Raw genomic sequence first — 19,405 nt, forward strand, 5'->3', positions numbered from 1 at the left:
TTGGCCCCGCATATAGCGGGGCCGGGTCGATTTAGAAACGATAAATTTCACATTGCAGCTATCACAGCACTGCAATCGCGGTTGCAAAGCAGTCTGTGACGGCCCCACCAACCGGTTTGATCTGGTATGATCAGTTGACCGGCTTGGTGTTGCAGGCCTTTGAAATCGCGTTATAGGCGTTGGTAAAGCCCGACAGCGAATAGGTATCGGTGGTCTTGGTATCGCGTGACGAATAACCAACCACAACCATGGTCGATCCGGCTTTCATCGCGCTGACCAGTTTGCGGTCTTCTTCGCTGTTTACCGCCCAGGCGGAGTCATCATGGGTGAACAGCTTGAAACTTTTGGAATCGATTCGAAGATCGACCTCGCTGCCCGACTTGTAGGTATAGCCGGTGATGAAGCTGACTTCATTAAGCAGCTTGAGTGCCGGGCGATGGGTGACCATGACATAGATTTTGCCACGCTGGGTGTAATCGCCTTTGGCCGAGGTCGGCTGGCTGCCCATATAGCAGACTTTCTGGCCATCCTCGGAATAGGTATAGGCTTCCCACTTGCCGTAAACATCAATCAGCTGCGGGGAGTTCTGGGCCTGTGCCACGTTGGTCGCAAAACCAAGCGCAAGTAGACAGGCAACCGCGCCAAAAGCGGCGGCAAACGAATTTCTGACGAGACGATGGGCGTGTTTTTTCATGAGGTCGCGTATCGTGTCTGAAGTTTCGGGATCGGTCCGACCGGACCACGTTAGGACGCATAAAATCCAAAGGATATGGCAAATTTATGAGGTTCGTTTTCCGAGATTGCCGCCAAAAGGTAAAGATTAAACCAAGGAATGCGTCCAACCGGGTGCCAACAGGCAAATTTTACAAATTATTCTGTGGATGGCGCCGGATGTCAGCCATGGCTGGTGATGCCTTTTTTGGCTGGATTACCGGTAAACCGTTGTCACAACACTAAAATTGATCGACAGGTGTCAGCCGCGAGCGAGATTCTTTTTGACCACCTGATCGAGGCAATCCTGAACCGTGATCGGCTGATTTCCGCGCCGCATGCGCGCCAGCATGTGACGGAGTTCACGGGGAGCGCCTTCGGTTGCCGGGGCAAAGAAGGCATCAAACGAACATTGATCGGATCTGTATTGCCAGACGCGGATGTCACCTTCGCCGCGGATCATTTCCGGTTCGCCGATTTTGGCTTCGACTTCCGGTTCTGACAGCCCCTTGAGCGATGCGTTGGGCACCGGCTTGAACGGGATGGCGGCGGTGGTGGTACGTGATTTTGAATTTTCCGGCCGCCTGCGGGCTTCGGGCTGGGTCGTGGTGACGTTGCCCTTGGTATTAAGCTCGCCGTAATTGGTGTTTGTCGAACCCGGTGGCACTGACGACCCGCCACCACAGGCCGAAAGACCCATGGCAATGAGCGCCAGAAGCAAAATCACCCCGAATGGACGGGTGACGTCTGTTCGGGGTGAGGTTTGGGTCAGGGCAATCATGCGCGCTAAAAATCAGGAATCGTCAGATTTGCGCGGGATGGTGATTGCGCCGGTGCTGCCGCCGCGGCTTATACCGGTGTCAGCGCCTTCGACATATTCCAGCTCGCCCTTGATGCGTGCACCATTTTCGATCTGAAGCGCACCATAGGTGATTTTGCCGCTGATTTCAGCCGAATGGACGACAACCACACGGCCAGCCGTCAGTTCACCTTCGAACTTGCCGCTGATTTCGGCCTCATCCACCTGGGCAGAACCGATGAAGCTGCCGCCATCGGAAACTTCGAGGCGCGAGCATTCCTTGATCTGGGCTTCGACAACGCCTTCGACGACCAGAACGTCACAGGAACCGATTTCACCTTTAAGCGTGATGTCGCGACCAACTGTCAGTTTCTTGCCCTCGGAGGAGTGGCTACCCGATCCTCCCGGGCGACCGGAACTGCCGCGGGTCGGGATTTCAAGCGGGCGCTTCGGGATTTCCGGGCGGAAGTTGGTGGAGTGCGGTTTGCTGGACATTTGCGGTTCATCCTTTGTGCGCGGTTGGGTGAAGAGCCGCGGCTCTGTTCGTTTTTCTGTTTTTTCGAACGTGCGGGTTTCGCTGGCTTTGTCAGATGCAGCATCAGAGGCCGAGGTCATCGTCCCGGAAAGCTTGTCTGATCCATCCAGGCGAGATGTATCTGACGAAGTCGCACTTCTGTCGACTGTTTTGTTGGCTTTTTTCTTTCCAAACATGGGATGACCAGATCCTTAGAGTTGCAGTTTCGGTGTTGGTCTAGGTGTATCGGCCTTGCGGTTACCGGTCAGGCAGTCTCGGGCACATAGGTGCCAAGACGCACAGAATAGTGGACCATAAAGGCGGTGGCGATGATCGGTGCGACCAGATTGACCAAGGGAATGGTCATCAGGAAGGTCAAACCGACCCCGGCAATCCAAAGCTTTTTCTGGCGACTTTTGCGAATGGCCTCAACCGTCCGCGCATCATAGCGGCGTGCGGCAACCAGTTCAAAATATTCACGCGACAAAAGATAGCCATTCATCCCGTAAAACGCGATGACATAGAGCGGGCCGGCCAGAAGAAGCGGCAAAATCAAAATGTTAAGCGCCAAAGCCGTCAGGGCGAATTTAAGACCGCTGATCAGCGCATCAATAATCGGCTGCGGACGGGTATCGGGCAGGGTCGGATAGTGCTTGTCTTCGACCGCGTCGGCAATCTGATCGAGCAGAAGGCTCGAGATCAGGACCGTGGCGGCGGGAAACAGCAACAGCACAAGAAGGGTCAGACCGATGCCCAGAAGCCAGTCCACGGCGGTTTCAAGCCAGCCACCATCGGTAAAGAAGGTGATGGAATTCAGGCCGAACCAGATCAGGACCCACAACCCGACAATGGTTGCCAGCGCACCGGCAACACCGATCAGCACAACTTTGCGAAAACGCGGGTCGGAAAACTGCGCAACGGATTTCAGAAAGTCATTGATCATGGAAGATGTCGGTCCTGTCCTGTCATGTGTCGAGTGTGCGGAATATATCCGCAAGGGAATCATGCATCAGTTTAGTAGGCAATTAAAATTAACAGCCTGTGAAATCAGGGGGTGGCTTTGCAGATTTCCCAAGAATGCGACATCTATCGCAGGCATCAGGCAAAAAAAAGGCGTCCGGCCAGGGGGGAGAACCGGACGCCAGCGCTCCGATAATCTGGAGCGTGAGGAAAGGTAGGGGAGACCTTTTCCTCACACCGGGTTCCCGTCGTTTAGGGGAACCTTGTGACAGACTCACATATAGGAAGCACAGGGCGTCCATGCCATGGGTTTGGGCCCGAAAAAGCCGACAAATTTTGAAACTTTTCGCTGATTCCAATCCGCGGTGATTTCGTTACGAAATCACAATTACATTCACCACTTGGCCAAGCAGTTGAATCAGAAAATATTCTTGATCCGGCACCGGTTTACGGGCGGTTCAAAGACATCAAAATCGGCTGGGAAATTTTTTTGGGCTAGTTGCGCTGATTTGGCCAGATGCGTTCAAATTTGAACAGTTCCGGGTCAAGCTGCATGCCCTCTTCGGTATTGAACAGGGTGACCGTGGTCTCGACCCCGGTCGGGTCCTTGACGCTCCACTGACGCAGTTGCATCGGCTTTTCGGTAAACACCAGGGTTACACTTCCGGCACCCGGATCGGATTTGCGCACCAGCTCAACGCGCACAGTTTCGGCCGTGCGACGATAATCGACAATCTTGACCTTGTCGGTCAGCGAGATGTTTTCCGCCAGGATGATCCCGGCCGGGGTTTCATCAATGTCGAAATAGGTCGGTGCGTTGATTTCCTTGTCATAATAGATGAAATCATGACCGGTCGAGACCAGCAGGATCTGGGCTGGCGGATTATATTCAAACCGCATCTTGCCCGGGCGTTCCATATAAAGATCGCCTTCGGCCGCACCGCCATCCGATGAAATCTGAACGAACTCGGCCTTGAGCGTCGTGATCCCGGCCAGATAGTTTTCGATTTTTTCGATCATCTCAGGCGTGATCTGATCGCTTGCTTGCGCGTGGGCTGTGCTTGGCAACAGGGTCAGACTGGTGACGGCACCAAGACCGATGGCGGACGCAATGACACTTGCCGCAAGAACGGCGCGGCCTTTCTTGCCAAACAATTTCCAGCGAGTCTTCGGTTCTTGGGTCAAACGGGTCATGTGTCTTACCGGTGTTCGTAACAATTCGTTGATCGCAATCATGGCGATTGCAGAAGGTGAATGGCGGATGATAAAAATCGTGCCAAATAGTAACCACTCACTGCGAGTAACATATCGCATCATTTGGCCGGGAAGGCCAGCCGGGTCAAGCCATGCCCGCAAATGACCTTAATTGGCCGTTTTGAGCCTTAATTGCAGGTCATTTGACCACCGGCAAGCAGGAGAACACGTTTAATGAGCCGTATCGTCGCCATCCAGATGGACCCGATCGAGAGCATCGATATCAAGGGGGATTCGACCTTTGTCATGGGCCTTGAAGCCCAGGCGCGGGGATATGACCTTTTGCACTATCATCCCGATGACATGTTCTATGACCGGGGCCGGATCAAGGCGGAAGTCCGCCCGATGACGTTGCGCTACGAACATGGCAACCACCATGATCTGGGCGAAGCACGGGTGATTGATCTGGCGCGCGAAACCGATGTGATCCTGATGCGTCAGGACCCGCCGTTTGACATGAACTATATCACCGCAAGCCATTTGCTTGAATCTATCCACCCGGAAACCTTTGTGGTCAACCATCCGGGCCATGTCCGCAATGCGCCGGAAAAGATCTTTGTCACCGAATTTCCTGATCTGATGCCGCCGACCCTGATCACGCGGTCGGCAGCCCGCATCAAGGAATTCCGCGAAGAATTCAAGGACATCATCGTCAAGCCGCTGTTTGGCAATGGCGGGGCGGGTGTATTCCACCTCAAACCCGGTGACGAGAACCTGAATTCGCTGCTGGAACTGTTTGCCGCCCAGTCGCGTGAACCGCTGATGGTACAGGCCTATTTGCCCGATGTGCGCAAGGGTGACAAACGCATCATTCTGGTTGATGGCGAACCGGTGGGCGCGATCAACCGCGTTCCGGCCGAGGGTGAGGCACGTTCGAACATGCATGTCGGCGGTGTGGCCGAGAAATCGATGCTGACCCCGCGCGAACGCGAGATTTGCGATCGCATCGGGCCGGAGCTTAAGAAGCGCGATCTGATCTTTGTCGGGATTGACGTGATCGGCGATTACATGACGGAAATCAACGTCACCTCGCCGACCGGTCTTCAGGAGATCAACCGCTTTGACGGCTCCAAACTGGAAAGCCTGATCTGGGATGCGATTGAAACGCGGCTTGGCTAGGCCATCCCCATATCGCTAAAACGAAATCGGGCAGGTGATCATCACCTGCCCTTTTTGTTGGGTGATTTTGTGGGGCTTGAGGCGGGCTTTGATCAGCGCGCCTTGACCTCGACCTCGACAAAGGTGATGGCAAAGTCATTGTTGTTGATCACGTTATGGGACACGCCGGTCTTGCGGGCATAGGATTTCCCGGCGGTCATGTCGGACGGAAACGTTGTGCCGTCATCGTTCACAATGGTCAGGGTGCCGGTCGTCATTGGCACAACGACATAATCCATGCCGTGAACATGATCACCGGTTTCAGAACCGGGCGGGAAGTGCCATTCGGTCACCTTGACGGCATCGTCATCGACCTGGACGGTGGGAATGGCTTTGGGGCGCTGTGCAGTCACTGGGTTTCTCCAATTTTTGCGGTTAACCCGTTGATGATAGCGACAAGTCCCTTATGCTGCTTGCCTTTTTTATGTCGGTCTGATGTGTGACTTTGACGATGCCGTCGCCGTCCGGTTCCGCTAAGCTGGAACTAACGCGGCGATCAAACGTATGTTTCAAGGGTCAAGTTCACATCATTTTGGCAGGTAGTAACAGCGCATGACCAGCTCCGAGGCGACAAAAATCACCGATCAGGATCTTTATGGGCCGTTCCTGTTTGCCCGGGGTGCTAATGCCAAGACGGCAAAGATCGCCGCCCTTGTGGTCGCCGATGATGGTGCAGAAATCCCGGAATTTCGGGCTAATGACCGTGATGTCATTGCGCCGTCAAAGCTTGCCAGCCTGTTTGGCCGAAGCTATTGGCGGTTTGATTTTGAACTGCCGTCAAACCGGTCCGCATCATATAGTTTCGGAAACAAAACATACGAGGTTTGCACCGATCTTGGGGGTGATCTTCGCATCGGGTTTGTATCGTGCAATGGTCAGGAAGACGGCGATCTGGACCGGCCGCTTGAAGACCGCAATGCGCTTTGGACGGATTTGGGCAAAGAACACGCAAAGCAGCCCTTCTCGCTTTTGCTGCATGGTGGTGATCAGATTTACGCTGACGGCGTCTGGGAATGTGACGAGGATATCATTGCCTGGGACAAGGCCGGGCGAAGCGAACGGTTGGCGACCGCCTTTTCCGATGTCATGCGCGACGCCGTTTTGAAATTCTATCTTGATCATTATCTGGCGATTTATGGCCAACCGCAGATCCGCCATATGTTGGCGCGCGTGCCGTCGCTGATGATGTGGGATGACCATGACATTTTTGATGGCTGGGGCAGTCACAAGAAGTGGTTTCAGGGCAGTGCCGTTGCCAAGGGCATGTTTGACTGCGCAAGACAGGCCTTTTGTCTGATGCAGCTTTGCTGCACACCCGATGATTTGCCCGATATGGTCAGGGATCGTGAGGGCATCAGCCTTGGCTGGCGCACCGATTTTCCGGAGGTCAGTATTGTTGCGCCCGATTTGCGATCCGAACGGACACCAAATGACGTGATGGGGGCGCATGGCTGGCGCGATTTGCCCGAGATGCTCAAAACCGTGCCGGATGGCAACCGTATTCTCCTGATGTCGAGCGTGCCGGTGATCGGGCCGCGATTGTCATTGATCGAGATGGTGTTGCATCTTTCGCCCCGTGCCCAGAAATACGAGGATGACCTGCGCGATCAGTGGCAAAGCCGCTGGCACCGGCGCGAATGGTGCCGTTTCCTTGAACTGATCGAAGAAATCGCCAACGAGCATGACCATGAGATCACCCTGCTTTCGGGGGAAATCCATGTCGCAACCCGGGGCACCTTTGAAACCAAGGGTAAAACCATCCATCAACTGGTGGCATCGGGCATTTCGCACACCGCACCACCCCCGACCTTCGCCAGGGTTTTAGGCCTTTTGGCATGGATCGGGGAGAACCCGCTTCCGGGTCGGCCGACAGAGTTAAAACCGCTGCCGGAACGCAAAGGTACCTATTGTGCGGCGCGAAATTACCTTACACTGTTACGTAAAGACACCAACTGGCATGCCAAATGGCATCTCGAAGGAATTGGCTGGACGCCGGATTTGCGCGTTTGACCGCGAAGCGTAGCCGACGGAAATGTGCCAATGGCAAGGGGCTTTGGATCATGATGCAGCTTTATTACGCGCCGACTTCACCCTTTTCGCGCAAGGTGCGCGTTGTCTTGCGTGAGTTGGGTCTGGAAAAACAGATCAGCGAGATCCTGATTGATCCGTGGACGGATGAGGCGCTGCGTGCCCATAACCCGCTTGCGAAAGTGCCGACCCTGATCCTTGAAGACGGCATGGCGGTTTTTGAATCGGCCGTGATCTGTGATTATCTTGATCAGCTTGCCAAATCCCAGGGCATTTCAAAGGGTGTGATCCCCGAAAGCGGCCCGGCCCGCCTCAGTGCATTGAAATGGCAGGGTTTGGCCGATGGCATGATGGCGGCAACCGCCCGGCTTTATGCCGACTCCCAACGCGAAGACGGTGATCGTTCCGAAGACGTAATGGAGCGACAGGCGCAGGCGATTACATCGGGCATCGAGGCGATCCTCGATGGCCTGCCGGCGCTTCGCACCGAGGAGCCACATCTTGGTACATGGTCTGTGCTGATTGCGCTTTATTACATTGATTTCCGCTGGCCGGACCGGCGGTTTGATATCCCGGTGCGGGTGCGCGACTGGATGGCGATCATGTCAGAACGTGAATCCTTTACCGAGACCACCTTCCACCTGCCCCATGACGGTGATTGATCAGAAAATCCTTCGATTACCTGCGACAAACGCCGCCAGACATGCTATCGCCGCCTTTTGAAGATTGAATTGCGAAAAGCCGATGACCGAACCGACCATTACCAAAGCCATGCGTGAACGCGCCTGGGTCCGCGCTGAACGGATTGAGGGCGAAGACCCCAAGGAAGTGCGCAAGCACAAGGAAAGCGGCATCACCATGAAAAAGGCCAGTTTCGGCAAGTTCCGTAATTTCGGCTGGACCGTGGTTGATGAGGTTGCCGTGCCGTGCCGCAAGGAATTCCTTCCGCCGCGCGAAACGGATGACGAATCCTCGGACTAGGCCGCTATCGCAAATGTGATGGCCGATGCCGGTGGGCTTGATTGACAAAGTGGCCGATGAAGGGCGCTATGAACCGATGGTTCTTGCGCCTTTTTCTTTGCCTGAGTTTGGTCTTGCCTGATGACAACCCGATCCGATGCGATTTCGTTTGGTTCGCTTGACGATATCGCGCCCGAAACCCTGATTGCCCATATGTCCGATCCGCGAATGGCGGACCATATGCCGTTACTAAACGGTCCGTGGGATCAGGATGACGTCGCCCGGTTCATGGTGGCTAAGAAAGCCTATTGGCAACGCGATGGCCTGGGGCATTGGGCGATCTTTTATGATGGCACCTATGTCGGCTGGGGCGGGTTCCAGAAAGAGGGCGATGACTGGGATTATGGGCTGGTGCTGCGCCCGGAATGCTTCGGTCTTGGCATGGCGATCACGCACAAGGCGCTCGCGTTTGCCCGATCCGATCCGCGTATTTCGTCGCTGACCTTCCTGTTGCCGCCGACCCGCACCAAGCTTGGGGTGCTAAGGCGCCTTGGTGCCGTGTTTGAAGGAACGGTTTCCCATGACGGGGCCTGCTTTCAAAAATTCCGGCTTGAGATCGGCTGATCCCGCGTGGCTTTGCCAAAGCCGGGCTTAGTTGCCGGGTTCCTGAGACAGGTTGATTAACGCTGCCAGAAGCTGCTTTGGATCAGTGTCGGCGACCTGATTTTCCAGCTGTTGTTGGGTTTCCTGCCAGATCGGGAAGGCGCGACTGAGAAGGTGTAAGCCGTCCTTGGTCAAAGCCAGCAGGCGGCCGCGCTTGTCCTTGGGGTCGGGTGTAATTTCAATCAGTCCACGCCGTTCAAGCGGTTTGAGATTGGCCGTCAAGGTGGTGCGATCCATCGCCAGAAGGTCGGCGACATCTTTCATGTGCGGCGGATATGGCCGGTTTAACGACATCAACAGCGAATATTGTCCGCTTGTCAGATCAAGGGGGCGAAAGGCGTCATCAAACCGTCTTGCGACGGTGCGTGCCGCACGCCGGACATGCAGGCAAAGGCACGAGTCCCTTACCATTATGGTATCGGCATAGGGGACGATCTGATCGCTATGGTTGAAATCTTTTTTTGACATGGATAAATTATGTTGATATCAACGTATTTGTCAAATGGGAAAACAAGAAAATTCTGATAAATCGCCCGTTTTGATCGTCACCGCGTTAAATCCGTTCTGCCCGGCAAGGAGAATGCCCCATGCAGAAGATTAGTCCTTTTTTATGGTTTGATCAGACCGCTGAAGAAGCCGTGAATTTCTATGTTTCGGTGTTTGCCGATGCCAAAGTCGGTGAAACCATGCGCGGAAGTTCTGCCTTCGCCGATCGGGAGGGCAGCATTCTGACCATCCGCTTTGAACTTTTCGGTCAACAGTTTGTCGCGCTTAACTTTCCGTCTGACTTCAAATTTACCGAAGCCGTTTCCTTCGTCGTCGACTGCAAGGATCAGGCAGAGGTCGATTATTACTGGGATTGCCTGTCCGACGGCGGGGAGCCACGCGATTGCGGCTGGGTGAAAGACCGGTTTGGCGTTTTCTGGCAAATCACCCCGACCCGCCTGATTGAACTGATGAGCGATCCGAACCCGGCCATCGCCGCACGCGCGGCAACCGCAATGATGACAATGCAAAAGATTGATATCGCGGCACTTGAACGTGCCGTCGCCGACGGCTGATCGGGCCTGAGCACTCATGAAGCCAAACCCCTCGTACCACCAACGCAAGGATGTGTCTGATGTCAGAAAAACAAGCCAAGGATCACCAGGAGATTGCCGATCTGTTTGATCGTTGGGCGAATGCCAATCGCAACAAGGATATCGATGCGATCATGGCGCTTTATCACCCCGATATCTGTTCCTATGACGCGGTTGGACCGCTGCAATTCAATGGTGCCGTCGATTACCGTGCCCATTGGGAAAAATGCCTGCCCAAGGAAGCCGAAATGATTGTTGAGATGCAGACACCAACCATTCGCGTCTCAGGCCATCTTGGTGTTGCGCATTTCCTGATCCGCTGTGGCATGCGCGATCCGGATGGTACCGAACATTCAAGCTGGATGCGCTCAAGCACTCAGCTTGAAAAGCGCGACGGCCAATGGCGCATCGCGCACGAACATTTTTCCGTGCCGTTTGATTTCGAAAATTGTCAGGCCCAGTTCGGGCTTGAGCCTTAAGCCGTGCCCATCAACGCAATCTTACAAAGGAAGCCCCGATGAAAGTGATCAGCTATTTGAATTTTGATGGTAATTGCCGCCCGGCAATGGAGTTTTATCAGTCTGTACTGGGGGGTGAGCTTATCACCATGTCCTATGGCGAAACCCCGATGGCCGAAGAAATGGCCGCCATGGCCGACAAAATGGCCCATGCCTGCCTTGTCGGTGATGGCTGGAACATCATGGCGTCTGACAGCCCATCCGAACATTTCGAGGCGATGAAAGGCATGAACATTTCCATTCATGCCCCGACTGCCGAGAAGGCACGGGCGTATTTCGACGGGCTTGCGGTGGGTGGCACAGTCATTATGCCGTTCGAAGAAACGTTTTGGTCAAAGGGCTTTGGTCTGGTGACGGACAAGTTCGGCACGCCCTGGATGGTCAATACCGACATGGAACCGGCATAGGCATCGAGATCTGCCAACACCTTGTGCTTGAACGATATGTTGCCTTGATCCCCGTTTCCCGTCAAAGTGATGCAACTTGGGGTTATGGGGGTCAGGCAAATTGACAGCGCGGGTTACCACAGTTGCCTTTGCCGGGATTGAAACGATCCCTGTTGACGTGCAGGTGCAAATGGCAAGTGGCCTTCCGGCCTTTACGGTGGTTGGCCTGCCCGACAAGGCGGTGTCCGAGGCCCGTGAACGGGTGCGTTCCGCGCTTTCGGCCATGGGATTGGCCCTGCCGCCCAAACGCATCACGATCAATCTGGCCCCGGCGGATTTGCTGAAGGAAGGGTCGCATTTCGACCTGCCGATTGCGCTGGGCATTCTGGCCGAGATGGATGTTATCGGCCATGACGATATCGAACGGTTTCTGGTGCTGGGTGAATTGGGGCTTGATGGCAGCATCACCAAGGTTGGCGGTGTCTTGCCCGCCGCGATGGAAGCCGGAATGCAGGAATGCGGCATCATTTGCCCGGAGGCCAATGGGGCCGAGGCGCTTTGGGCCGGGGACCTTGAAATCCTTGCCGCACCCAGCCTTGTCGCCCTGATCAATCATTTCAAAGGCACGCAAATTCTTCCCCGCCCGATCCGGCGTGATGCAGACGAGATCAATGATTTCCATGGCGATCTGCGCGATATCAAGGGACAGGAAAGTGCCAAACGCGCGCTTGAGATCGCAGCGGCAGGCGGCCATAACCTTTTGATGTCCGGTCCGCCGGGATCGGGAAAATCGATGCTGGCGGCCCGCTTGCCGGGCATTTTGCCCGATCTTGATGCCAGACAGGCACTGGAAACCACGGTCATCCATTCCGTATCCGGAATGTTACCCGAAGGTGGCCTGATCCGAACCCGACCGTTCCGCCAGCCCCATCACTCTGCCTCCATGCCCGCTCTTGTCGGTGGCGGCCATCGGGTCAAGCCGGGAGAGATTTCACTGGCCCATAATGGCGTTCTGTTTTTGGATGAATTGCCGGAATTTCAGCGCAATGTATTGGATGCGCTGCGTCAGCCGCTTGAAACCGGGCAGGTATCGGTTGCACGCGCCAATGCGCATGTGACTTATCCGGCGCGCGTGCAATTGGTCGCCGCGATGAACCCGTGCCGGTGTGGTTATCTTGGGGATAATGAACTTGCCTGCACCCGCGCCCCGCGCTGTGGCGAGGAATATCAGGCACGGCTTTCAGGGCCGCTTCTGGACCGGTTTGATATCCAGATTGAAGTACCGGCAGTCAAACCCGAAGACCTTGATTTACCGGCCAAAGGCGAAACCAGTCAGGCGGTGCGCGAAAGGGTATTTCTGGCGCGTGAATTGCAAATGTTGCGATATAAAAACGAAAACATATCGACCAATGCGCTGGCCGATGGTGAAGTCCTGCAAGAAGCCGCCGCGCTTGATGCCGAGGGCCGCGGATTGTTGCAGGATGCGGCGCGCCAGATGAAGTTATCGGCCCGCGGATATCATCGGATACTGCGGGTGGCGCGCACCATTGCCGATCTTGCCGGAAGTGTGGCCGTCAAGCGCGGCCATATTGCCGAGGCGCTGAATTACCGCCAGATGGTCTATCGGCGTTAGAAATATTACAGTGAATCAGATAGATAGCCATAATTGGGGTGGATCATGAGTGCAGGAAAAATATCAGAAATAAGCGCAACACTTATTGTGGAAGCACTTCTCGGAAAATCTGATGGACTCGCAAGTCTCTGGAAGAAGGATTCTAAGTCTATCGAAGAGAAAAAGGTTCAACTAATAAAAGAGTTGACCGATTCTGGAATCGATCCGGATGCCTTTGATGTACTGATTTCGAAAGAAATTGATCGAAGATTAAAGGTTCAATTCGGTATTACATTTCTAATATTTACATTTATATTTACAGCTATGTCTTACGGAATTGTAATAACGGATGGATTGCTGGGTCTTGGAATATCTGAGATCGCAGTTACCGCATTGGTTATTGAAACACCGATTCAATTCATTGGCTTGCTATATATTATTGCGCGAAACCTGTTTCCCAATCATTGAAAAAAGTGGCAGTCGATAAATCATTCCGAGGCGCTTAATCACCGGAAGATGATTTATAGGTACTAAGTTTCTGCCCTGTCTCACGAGAGAGCGAAACCTTATTGATTTTCCGACCAGCGTGAAGAATCAGGTAATTCCATATCAAGATCATTCGGGGCGCCGATGAGTGGCGTGACGAGGCAACAGGATTTGCCTTCGCTGCCTACGACACAGTAATCGAACAGGTTCTTTCCAGGAATGGTTTGAAACGGGGAATTTGCCAACACTCGCTTGCGTCATCGCCTTGGCTCCCACGTCCCTGGCTGCAATGTGGGCTTCTTTTTGAGTCGTATGGGCAGCAAAGAAATGCCATCATTGAAGAACTTCCCCGACGTAATCCGTGATCATATGCGCGACAGGCCATTCTGTTTGCGGATGATGTTGATCAGGCCGCGCAAGCCCGGATGATTGTTGTGACGGCTGCTGTAATACATATGGAAGGGATCATCGGATGATGCATGGTCTTCTAGCACGATTTCAAGCTGTCCGCTGGCAATCTCATCGGCAATGCGCGATTCCAGCAAATAGGCCAGTCCAAGCCCGGCCTTGGCGGCGGAAATCGTCGTTGCCGTGTCCTGAATGGTGATATGGCCCGGCACGCGGTAGCTTTTCTGATCGGGGCCGGTACCAAGTTCCCAGGGAAAAGGTGAATTGTCGCCCAGAAGAAGCTGCAGGCATGTGTGATTGCGCAGATCTTCGGGGGTATCGGGTTTTCCGTGCTGGGCAAGGTAATCCGGTGCGCCAGCCACGACCCAGCGCTGGGGTCCGCTGAGTGCGACGGCAACCATGTCTTCGGGGACAAGATGGCCAAACCGGATGCCGGCATCATATCCCTCGGCGACGATATCAATCGGCCGGTTTTCAACAATAATGCTGAGGCTGACGTCGGGGAAGGTTTTGGCAAATTCCGGCAATGCCGGGGCGATCAGAAGGTGCGCGGCATCGGAAAAGGCGTTGATGCGGACCTCGCCAAAGCTGGCGGCACCGGGGGCATCAAGCGTCTGGAGTGCTTCATCAAGTTTGTCAAAACCCTCGGCAAGCTTGGTTGCAAGGTCCTGACCCAGTTCGGTTGCTACGATCGACCGTGTCGTTCGGTTGATCAGCTTTACGCCAAGGCGGCTTTCGAGGCGGCGGATCGCGTGACTTGCGGCCGACGGCGAAAGTCCAAATTCAATCGCCGCGGCCTTGAAGCTCTGGCGGCGGACAATTGCCAGAAACAGGCGTAGATCGGCAAACTCTGCGCGGTCGATTCCAGACAAGTTGAACTCTATTCACTTTGTGGATGATTTCAATTCATGAAAAACCACACTACACGGGGCGGTGCAACCAGTAATCTGGCCAAAAGTCAGACAATTTAGCCGGAGGAATACGATGAGTGATATTCAGGCAATCAGGATTCCAGACCTGATGTCGCGCCGTGTTTTGGTAACCGGGGGCTCAACCGGGATCGGGGCCGAGATTGTCAGGGGGTTTGCCGCACAGGGTGCCAAGGTTGCCCTTCATTATAATGAAAGCGGTGATGCAGCACGCGCCCTTCAGGCAGAGTTTCCCGAGCATGTCGTTGCTGTTCAGGGCGATATGAGTGAAACGGGTACACCGACGAAAGTTGTCAGGGAAGCCGCCCGGATGCTTGGCGGGCTGGATGGCCTGATCAACAATGCCGGTGGCATGCTTGGCCGTGTGCCGACGACCGAGGTCGAACCCGAGCATCTTGACCGTGTCTTTGCGCTCAATGGCAAATCGGTCTGGGAAGCCACGGTGGCGGCGTATCCTTACCTCAAAGCGTCGGAAAACGGTTTTGTGGTCAATACAACATCGATTGCCGCGCGCAATGGCGGCGGTGGTGGTGCTGTGCTGTATGCGGCGGCAAAATCCTTTGTCAGCAGCCTGACACGCGGACAGGCAAAGGAATTTGTGGCGGACGGCATTCGCGTGAACGCCGTTTCGCCGGGTCTTATCCAGACGCCATTTCATGACCGCTATACACCGGCCGATGTTCTTGCCGCGCAAAGCGCAACAGTACCGATGGGTCGCGTGGGCCGCCCGGATGAATGTGTCGGGGCGTTCCTGTTTCTCGCCTCGAACGCCATGGCGGGCTACATCACAGGCCAGATCATCGAGGTCAATGGCGGCCAGTTAATGCCTTAGGAGCAACGATATATGAACTACAGAAAATTTGGGAAGACAGGACGCACAGTGTCGGAAGTCGGTTTTGGTGCATGGGCCATTGGTGGTGCCTGGGGCGATGTTTCAGAGGCTGACGCGCGTGCAGCCCTGCATGCCGCCCTTGATAACGGCACGACTTTTATCGATACCGCCGACGTTTACGGTGATGGCCGGTCGGAAAAAATCATCGCCGATGTCATGAAAGAACGCGGTGGCGAACGTCCGTTCATCGCAACCAAGGCCGGACGTCGCCTCGATCCGCATGTGTCCGAGGGATACAACAAACAGAATCTGACAGCCTTTGTGGAACGGAGCCTTAAGAACCTTGCGACGGATTGTCTTGATCTGGTGCAGCTTCATTGCCCGCCGACCGAGGTGTTCTATCGCCCGGATGTGTTCGAGGTGATGGAGGAAATGGTCACGGCCGGGAAAATCCGCAATTACGGTGTTTCGGTCGAGAAGGTCGAAGAAGGCCTCAAAGCCATCGAATATCCCGGGGTTGCGTCGGTTCAGATCATTTACAACATCTTCCGCCAACGCCCGTCGGGTCTTTTCTTCCGCGAGGCAAAAGCAAAGAATGTCGGGGTGATTGTCCGTGTGCCGCTGGCATCCGGCCTTTTGACCGGCAAGATGACCAAGGATACCGCCTTTGCCGCTGATGACCATCGTGCGTTTAACCGCAACGGCGAGGCGTTTGATAAAGGCGAAACATTCGCCGGTGTGCCGTTTGATGTTGCGCTTGAAGCTGTTGAGGAAATCCGTCGGCTGGTTCCCGAAAATATCACCATGGCGCAGTTTGCCCTGCGCTGGATTTTGATGGAAGAAGCCGTTGGTGTTGTGATTCCGGGGGCAAAGAATGCAGCCCAGGCCGCGGCGAATGCGGCGGCAAGTGATGTGGCACCGCTGCCCTCAGAGGTGATCGGTGAATTGCGCAACATCTATGAGCAGCGCATCGCCCCGCACGTCCATCATTTGTGGTGATCAGACGTTTCCATCGGCTTTAAAGGCCGATGATATAGAAAAAGGGGCACCATGCAGTTGGTGCCCCTTTATGCGTTTCAGGCGGATTTGCGGACTTCGCTGAGCATTTCCGGGCGGCTTTTGCGTTCGATCTTATAGACTGACGAGGGCGGGACATTGCGTACCGTGGTGCCGATGCGCGTTGCCTGCAAATCAAGCCGGGCCAGAATGGCGTCCGGCACCGGGCAGCGCGGGCCATAGGTGAACTGGTAAAATGCGCCGTCGTCGCGCAGATATTCAAAACTGCCCGACAAGATGCCCATGATCTGGCGCGGTGACATCGACAGAAGCGGTAGGCCGCTAATCGCGCTTGCCAGTTCGCCAGCGGCAAACAGGCCCTTTTTGCCCAAGCGGCAGGCATCCATTTGCAGGATGCGGGCCCTGGGATAGCGTTCGGAAAGCAGGCGGGAGAAATCCGGTCCGGCTTCGATCAATGTCAGGTCATCTTCACGCAAACCGCGATCAAGAAGTGCACGGGTAAACACACCTGTCCCCGGTCCGAGTTCCAGAACCGGGGTGCTTTGGGTGTTGATTTCGGATGTGATCAGCCGCGCCAGCGCCGGGCTTGAGGGCGAAATGGCGGATATTTTTCTGGGATCGGTGACCCAGGCGCGAATGAATGGCAAAAAGTCCGACATCGAATGAAATGCCCCACTTGGTAAAGGGAGAGCGCATAAACTGCCTACCCTTTATGTCGCTTCGGGCGCTTATTTGTGTTCATTTTGCGAAATGCCACCCGGCAACGTATCCATTTGGGAATGTGGGAACGTGCGAGGTGGCGTGCAACGCAATTGATTACGCAGCCCGATTACGGCGCAGAACATCAATGATTTCGGCCTTATGCGGATCGGCATGAAATGCATCGGCCATGATCATCACACCCTTGGTGCCGTCATTGGCCTCGATCATGAACAGCGTTGCCTCGTCACCCGGATCGGTGCCTTGGTCGGTGCTGTTGGAATGGACAAGGCGCAGCTCGTCCGGGGTATAAAGCTTGCCGGTGCCGTCACTGCGTACACCGCCTTCCTCGGCCATGAAATGATGTTCAAAACCGTGTTCTTTGGCGTTTGCCTGAAGATCAGCCAAGGTCATTGCGGGCCTCCTCGATCAAAAATTGTCTGATAAAGGCAAAACGCAAATCCTGGCTGCTTGTTCCGAAATCAGCTGTGCTTGCGGCGAAGACTGTCGATCAGGTCGGCCTTGTTGCGGTCGGTATCAAAGCTGTTGGGCACAATCAGCATACCGCGCGTGCCGTCGCTGGCCTCGATCATGTAAAGGGTGGCGTCATCCCCCGGGTCGGTTCCGGCATCGACAGAACGGGAATCGATGATGGTCAAATCATCGGCGCTATATTTCGCCTGTTTGCCATCGCATGTGACATGATTTTCCGATGCGCTGAAAACATGCGAAAAGCCGCGTTCACGGGCCAGATCTTGTAATTCGCTCAAGTTCATGATGGTCCTCCGTTCGATGGATGCAGCCGTAAGGCCAACAATCATCAGACCCTATCACGAAATGCGCCCGGCGTATTTGCGTGTGCGCAATCTGGCAGAAAACAAGGCCTATTTCGGATCAAGAGCCATCTTCATGCCCTCGTGGCTGGCGACAAATCCAAGCCGTTCATAAAACCGATGGGCATCCTTGCGGGTTTTATCCGTTGTGAACTGTATCAACGCCGCGCCAAGTGATTTCGAAATCGAAATGGATTGCTTGATCAGTTTTTCGCCGATCTTCTGACCGCGGGCGGTACTTGCCACCCGCACCCCTTCGATCTGGGCGCGCAGTTGCCCGCGCCGCGACAAACCGGCGATCAGGGTCAACTGCAAACATCCGACAATATCCGTGCCCTTGATGGCCAGAAGATATTTGTTGGGCAGCGCATCGGTTGACTGGGACGCCATGGCATCAAACGCGGCGTAATAGGCATCTGGAAGCGGATCGCCAAGTTCCTCGCGGGTTCTGCCTTTTTCATCATCGGCCAGAAGGGCAACGATGGCAGGCAAATCATCGCGGGTGGCATAGCGAAACGTGATGTCATCGGATTTTGTGGTGGTGCTGGTGGTGGTGGTGGCGTTTGACATTGCGGGATCCCTTTGCTGATGGCGGGCCATCATGGGCAAAGCCGGGGACCAAGGCAATATGGCAATGACGCTGCCTGTTTGTGCATCAGGCGGCGTCATTGCCGGTAATGCGGGGCCCAGGGCAAAGACCGGCACGGGGATGGGGGAAATCATGCCGATATCAGATCAGGGACCCCGGCAAACGAGGTTTGTGGAGGTCAGGCAAGACCACCATTGGCACGGATGGTCTGACCATCCACCCAGCCGGAATCCGGCCCGGCGAGGAAGGCCACCACACCGGCGATGTCATCAGGTTCACCAAGCCGTTCAAGCGGTGGCATCTTTGCGAAATTGGCAATCTGTTCGTCGGTCTTGCCATTGAGGAACAGTTCGGTTGCCACCGGGCCCGGCGCAACGGCATTGACCGTAATCTGGCGACCGCGCAGTTCCTTGGCGAAAACGCCCGTCATCGCCTCAACCGCGGCCTTGGTGGCGTTATAAACGGCATAGCCCGGCAGTTTGAGGTGCAGGGCAGTGGTCGAGAAATTGATCACCCGGCCATGATCGCGCAGATGTTTTGCCCCTTCGCGCAACATGTTGAAGGTGCCACGCACATTGATATCCATCATCGCGTCATAGGTGGCATCATCCATGTCGGCAATCGGGGTGGTCGTCATGACACCGGCGTTATTGACGATGACATCAACGCCGCCAAACTCGGCGATGGTTTTGTCAAACAGGGCCTTAACCGCATCCGGCCGGGCAATATCCGCCTTGATCGCGATGGCCTTGTGGCCTTGCGATTTAAGCGAATCAGCCAGTTCTTCTGCCGGGGCGGCAGAGCTGGCATAGTTGATGACAACGTTAAAGCCATCCGCTGCCAGACGTTTGGCAAGCGCCACGCCAATGCCGCGCGATGCGCCGGTGATGATGGCGGTTTTGTTTTGATTGGCAGACATCAAAAGTCTCCTTGGTGGTTACGGGGGCCTCAAGGGCATGGGTCCACTATG

Annotated in this window: 25 protein-coding genes; 12 read left to right on the top strand and 13 right to left on the bottom strand. The window is 55.0% G+C overall.

Features of this window, described 5'->3' with window-relative positions:
• Positions 1-130: 130 nt before the first annotated feature.
• The 5 genes from IT893_RS19275 to IT893_RS19295 form a co-directional block, all read right to left on the bottom strand.
• Complete coding sequence (locus IT893_RS19275; protein WP_008888780.1) at positions 131-694, bottom strand: invasion associated locus B family protein; 564 nt, start codon at positions 692-694, stop codon at positions 131-133.
• Positions 695-973: 279 nt separating this feature from the next.
• Positions 974-1,492 carry a hypothetical protein gene (locus tag IT893_RS19280; RefSeq protein WP_008888781.1) on the bottom strand — a complete coding sequence of 173 codons (519 nt, stop codon included), beginning with the start codon at positions 1,490-1,492 and terminating at the stop codon, positions 974-976.
• 12 nt (positions 1,493-1,504) lie between these two features.
• Entirely contained in the window at positions 1,505-2,005 is a 501-nt protein-coding gene (locus IT893_RS19285) for a polymer-forming cytoskeletal protein (protein ID WP_246878909.1), read from the bottom strand.
• 284 nt (positions 2,006-2,289) lie between these two features.
• Complete coding sequence (locus IT893_RS19290; protein WP_008888783.1) at positions 2,290-2,967, bottom strand: EI24 domain-containing protein; 678 nt, start codon at positions 2,965-2,967, stop codon at positions 2,290-2,292.
• 512 nt (positions 2,968-3,479) lie between these two features.
• On the bottom strand, positions 3,480-4,178 hold the full coding sequence (locus tag IT893_RS19295) for an outer membrane lipoprotein carrier protein LolA (protein WP_197146336.1): 699 nt from the start codon (positions 4,176-4,178) through the stop codon (positions 3,480-3,482).
• Positions 4,179-4,412: 234 nt separating this feature from the next.
• Here IT893_RS19295 and gshB point away from each other — a divergent pair, with 234 nt between their 5' ends.
• Positions 4,413-5,357: a glutathione synthase gene (gshB, locus tag IT893_RS19300; protein ID WP_120223864.1), complete on the top strand. Its 945-nt coding sequence runs from the start codon at positions 4,413-4,415 to the stop codon at positions 5,355-5,357.
• Between the two features lie 92 nt (positions 5,358-5,449).
• Here the strand turns inward: gshB and IT893_RS19305 are convergent, their stop codons facing one another.
• Positions 5,450-5,749, bottom strand: a complete 300-nt coding sequence (locus IT893_RS19305) for a cupin domain-containing protein (protein ID WP_008888786.1) — start codon at positions 5,747-5,749, stop codon at positions 5,450-5,452.
• A 199-nt stretch (positions 5,750-5,948) separates the two neighbouring features.
• Here IT893_RS19305 and IT893_RS19310 point away from each other — a divergent pair, with 199 nt between their 5' ends.
• From IT893_RS19310 to IT893_RS19325, 4 genes are all read left to right on the top strand, one after another.
• Complete coding sequence (locus IT893_RS19310; protein WP_197146337.1) at positions 5,949-7,406, top strand: alkaline phosphatase D family protein; 1,458 nt, start codon at positions 5,949-5,951, stop codon at positions 7,404-7,406.
• A gap of 50 nt (positions 7,407-7,456) precedes the next feature.
• Entirely contained in the window at positions 7,457-8,086 is a 630-nt protein-coding gene (locus tag IT893_RS19315) for a glutathione S-transferase N-terminal domain-containing protein (protein ID WP_168173389.1), read from the top strand.
• A gap of 82 nt (positions 8,087-8,168) precedes the next feature.
• Positions 8,169-8,405 carry a hypothetical protein gene (locus IT893_RS19320; RefSeq protein WP_064787945.1) on the top strand — a complete coding sequence of 79 codons (237 nt, stop codon included), beginning with the start codon at positions 8,169-8,171 and terminating at the stop codon, positions 8,403-8,405.
• Positions 8,406-8,525: 120 nt separating this feature from the next.
• Positions 8,526-9,008: a GNAT family N-acetyltransferase gene (locus tag IT893_RS19325; protein ID WP_197146338.1), complete on the top strand. Its 483-nt coding sequence runs from the start codon at positions 8,526-8,528 to the stop codon at positions 9,006-9,008.
• A gap of 27 nt (positions 9,009-9,035) precedes the next feature.
• Here IT893_RS19325 and IT893_RS19330 read toward each other — a convergent pair whose 3' ends face one another.
• A complete protein-coding gene (locus tag IT893_RS19330; RefSeq protein WP_197146339.1) occupies positions 9,036-9,515 on the bottom strand; it encodes a MarR family winged helix-turn-helix transcriptional regulator in 480 nt (159 codons plus the stop codon).
• Between the two features lie 119 nt (positions 9,516-9,634).
• Here IT893_RS19330 and IT893_RS19335 point away from each other — a divergent pair, with 119 nt between their 5' ends.
• The 5 genes from IT893_RS19335 (at position 9,635) to IT893_RS19355 (ending at position 13,110) form a co-directional block, all read left to right on the top strand.
• Positions 9,635-10,108, top strand: coding sequence for a VOC family protein (locus tag IT893_RS19335; RefSeq protein ID WP_197146340.1), 474 nt, complete (start codon positions 9,635-9,637; stop codon positions 10,106-10,108).
• Positions 10,109-10,167: 59 nt separating this feature from the next.
• Positions 10,168-10,605, top strand: a complete 438-nt coding sequence (locus IT893_RS19340; RefSeq protein ID WP_197146341.1) for an SgcJ/EcaC family oxidoreductase — start codon at positions 10,168-10,170, stop codon at positions 10,603-10,605.
• A 38-nt stretch (positions 10,606-10,643) separates the two neighbouring features.
• Positions 10,644-11,051, top strand: a complete 408-nt coding sequence (locus IT893_RS19345) for a VOC family protein (protein ID WP_197146342.1) — start codon at positions 10,644-10,646, stop codon at positions 11,049-11,051.
• Positions 11,052-11,151: 100 nt separating this feature from the next.
• The gene (locus IT893_RS19350; protein WP_197146343.1) at positions 11,152-12,663 is read left to right on the top strand and encodes a YifB family Mg chelatase-like AAA ATPase; all 1,512 of its coding nucleotides are present in this window, start codon (positions 11,152-11,154) and stop codon (positions 12,661-12,663) included.
• Positions 12,664-12,708: 45 nt separating this feature from the next.
• The gene (locus IT893_RS19355; RefSeq protein ID WP_197146344.1) at positions 12,709-13,110 is read left to right on the top strand and encodes a hypothetical protein; all 402 of its coding nucleotides are present in this window, start codon (positions 12,709-12,711) and stop codon (positions 13,108-13,110) included.
• Between the two features lie 383 nt (positions 13,111-13,493).
• On the opposite strand, the gene IT893_RS19360 is transcribed toward IT893_RS19355, so the two are convergent.
• On the bottom strand, positions 13,494-14,408 hold the full coding sequence (locus IT893_RS19360) for a LysR family transcriptional regulator (RefSeq protein ID WP_252724011.1): 915 nt from the start codon (positions 14,406-14,408) through the stop codon (positions 13,494-13,496).
• A 112-nt stretch (positions 14,409-14,520) separates the two neighbouring features.
• On the opposite strand from IT893_RS19360, the gene IT893_RS19365 reads away from it, so the two are divergent.
• Positions 14,521-15,297: an SDR family NAD(P)-dependent oxidoreductase gene (locus tag IT893_RS19365; RefSeq protein WP_197146345.1), complete on the top strand. Its 777-nt coding sequence runs from the start codon at positions 14,521-14,523 to the stop codon at positions 15,295-15,297.
• 12 nt (positions 15,298-15,309) lie between these two features.
• Positions 15,310-16,296, top strand: a complete 987-nt coding sequence (locus tag IT893_RS19370; protein ID WP_197146346.1) for an aldo/keto reductase — start codon at positions 15,310-15,312, stop codon at positions 16,294-16,296.
• A gap of 77 nt (positions 16,297-16,373) precedes the next feature.
• On the opposite strand, the gene IT893_RS19375 is transcribed toward IT893_RS19370, so the two are convergent.
• The 5 genes from IT893_RS19375 to IT893_RS19395 all read right to left on the bottom strand — a co-directional run bounded on the left by IT893_RS19375 (position 16,374) and on the right by IT893_RS19395 (position 19,354).
• Complete coding sequence (locus IT893_RS19375; protein ID WP_197146347.1) at positions 16,374-16,973, bottom strand: class I SAM-dependent methyltransferase; 600 nt, start codon at positions 16,971-16,973, stop codon at positions 16,374-16,376.
• Positions 16,974-17,130: 157 nt separating this feature from the next.
• Positions 17,131-17,427, bottom strand: coding sequence for a hypothetical protein (locus tag IT893_RS19380; RefSeq protein ID WP_008888804.1), 297 nt, complete (start codon positions 17,425-17,427; stop codon positions 17,131-17,133).
• Positions 17,428-17,495: 68 nt separating this feature from the next.
• Positions 17,496-17,789, bottom strand: coding sequence for a hypothetical protein (locus IT893_RS19385; protein WP_008888805.1), 294 nt, complete (start codon positions 17,787-17,789; stop codon positions 17,496-17,498).
• Positions 17,790-17,897: 108 nt separating this feature from the next.
• Positions 17,898-18,416, bottom strand: coding sequence for a GNAT family N-acetyltransferase (locus IT893_RS19390; RefSeq protein WP_197146348.1), 519 nt, complete (start codon positions 18,414-18,416; stop codon positions 17,898-17,900).
• 197 nt (positions 18,417-18,613) lie between these two features.
• Positions 18,614-19,354, bottom strand: a complete 741-nt coding sequence (locus IT893_RS19395; protein ID WP_197146349.1) for an SDR family oxidoreductase — start codon at positions 19,352-19,354, stop codon at positions 18,614-18,616.
• Positions 19,355-19,405: the final 51 nt, after the last annotated feature.

It is taken from the genome of Thalassospira sp. A40-3, assembly GCF_015871485.1.
Classification (GTDB): Bacteria; Pseudomonadota; Alphaproteobacteria; order Rhodospirillales; family Thalassospiraceae; genus Thalassospira; species Thalassospira tepidiphila.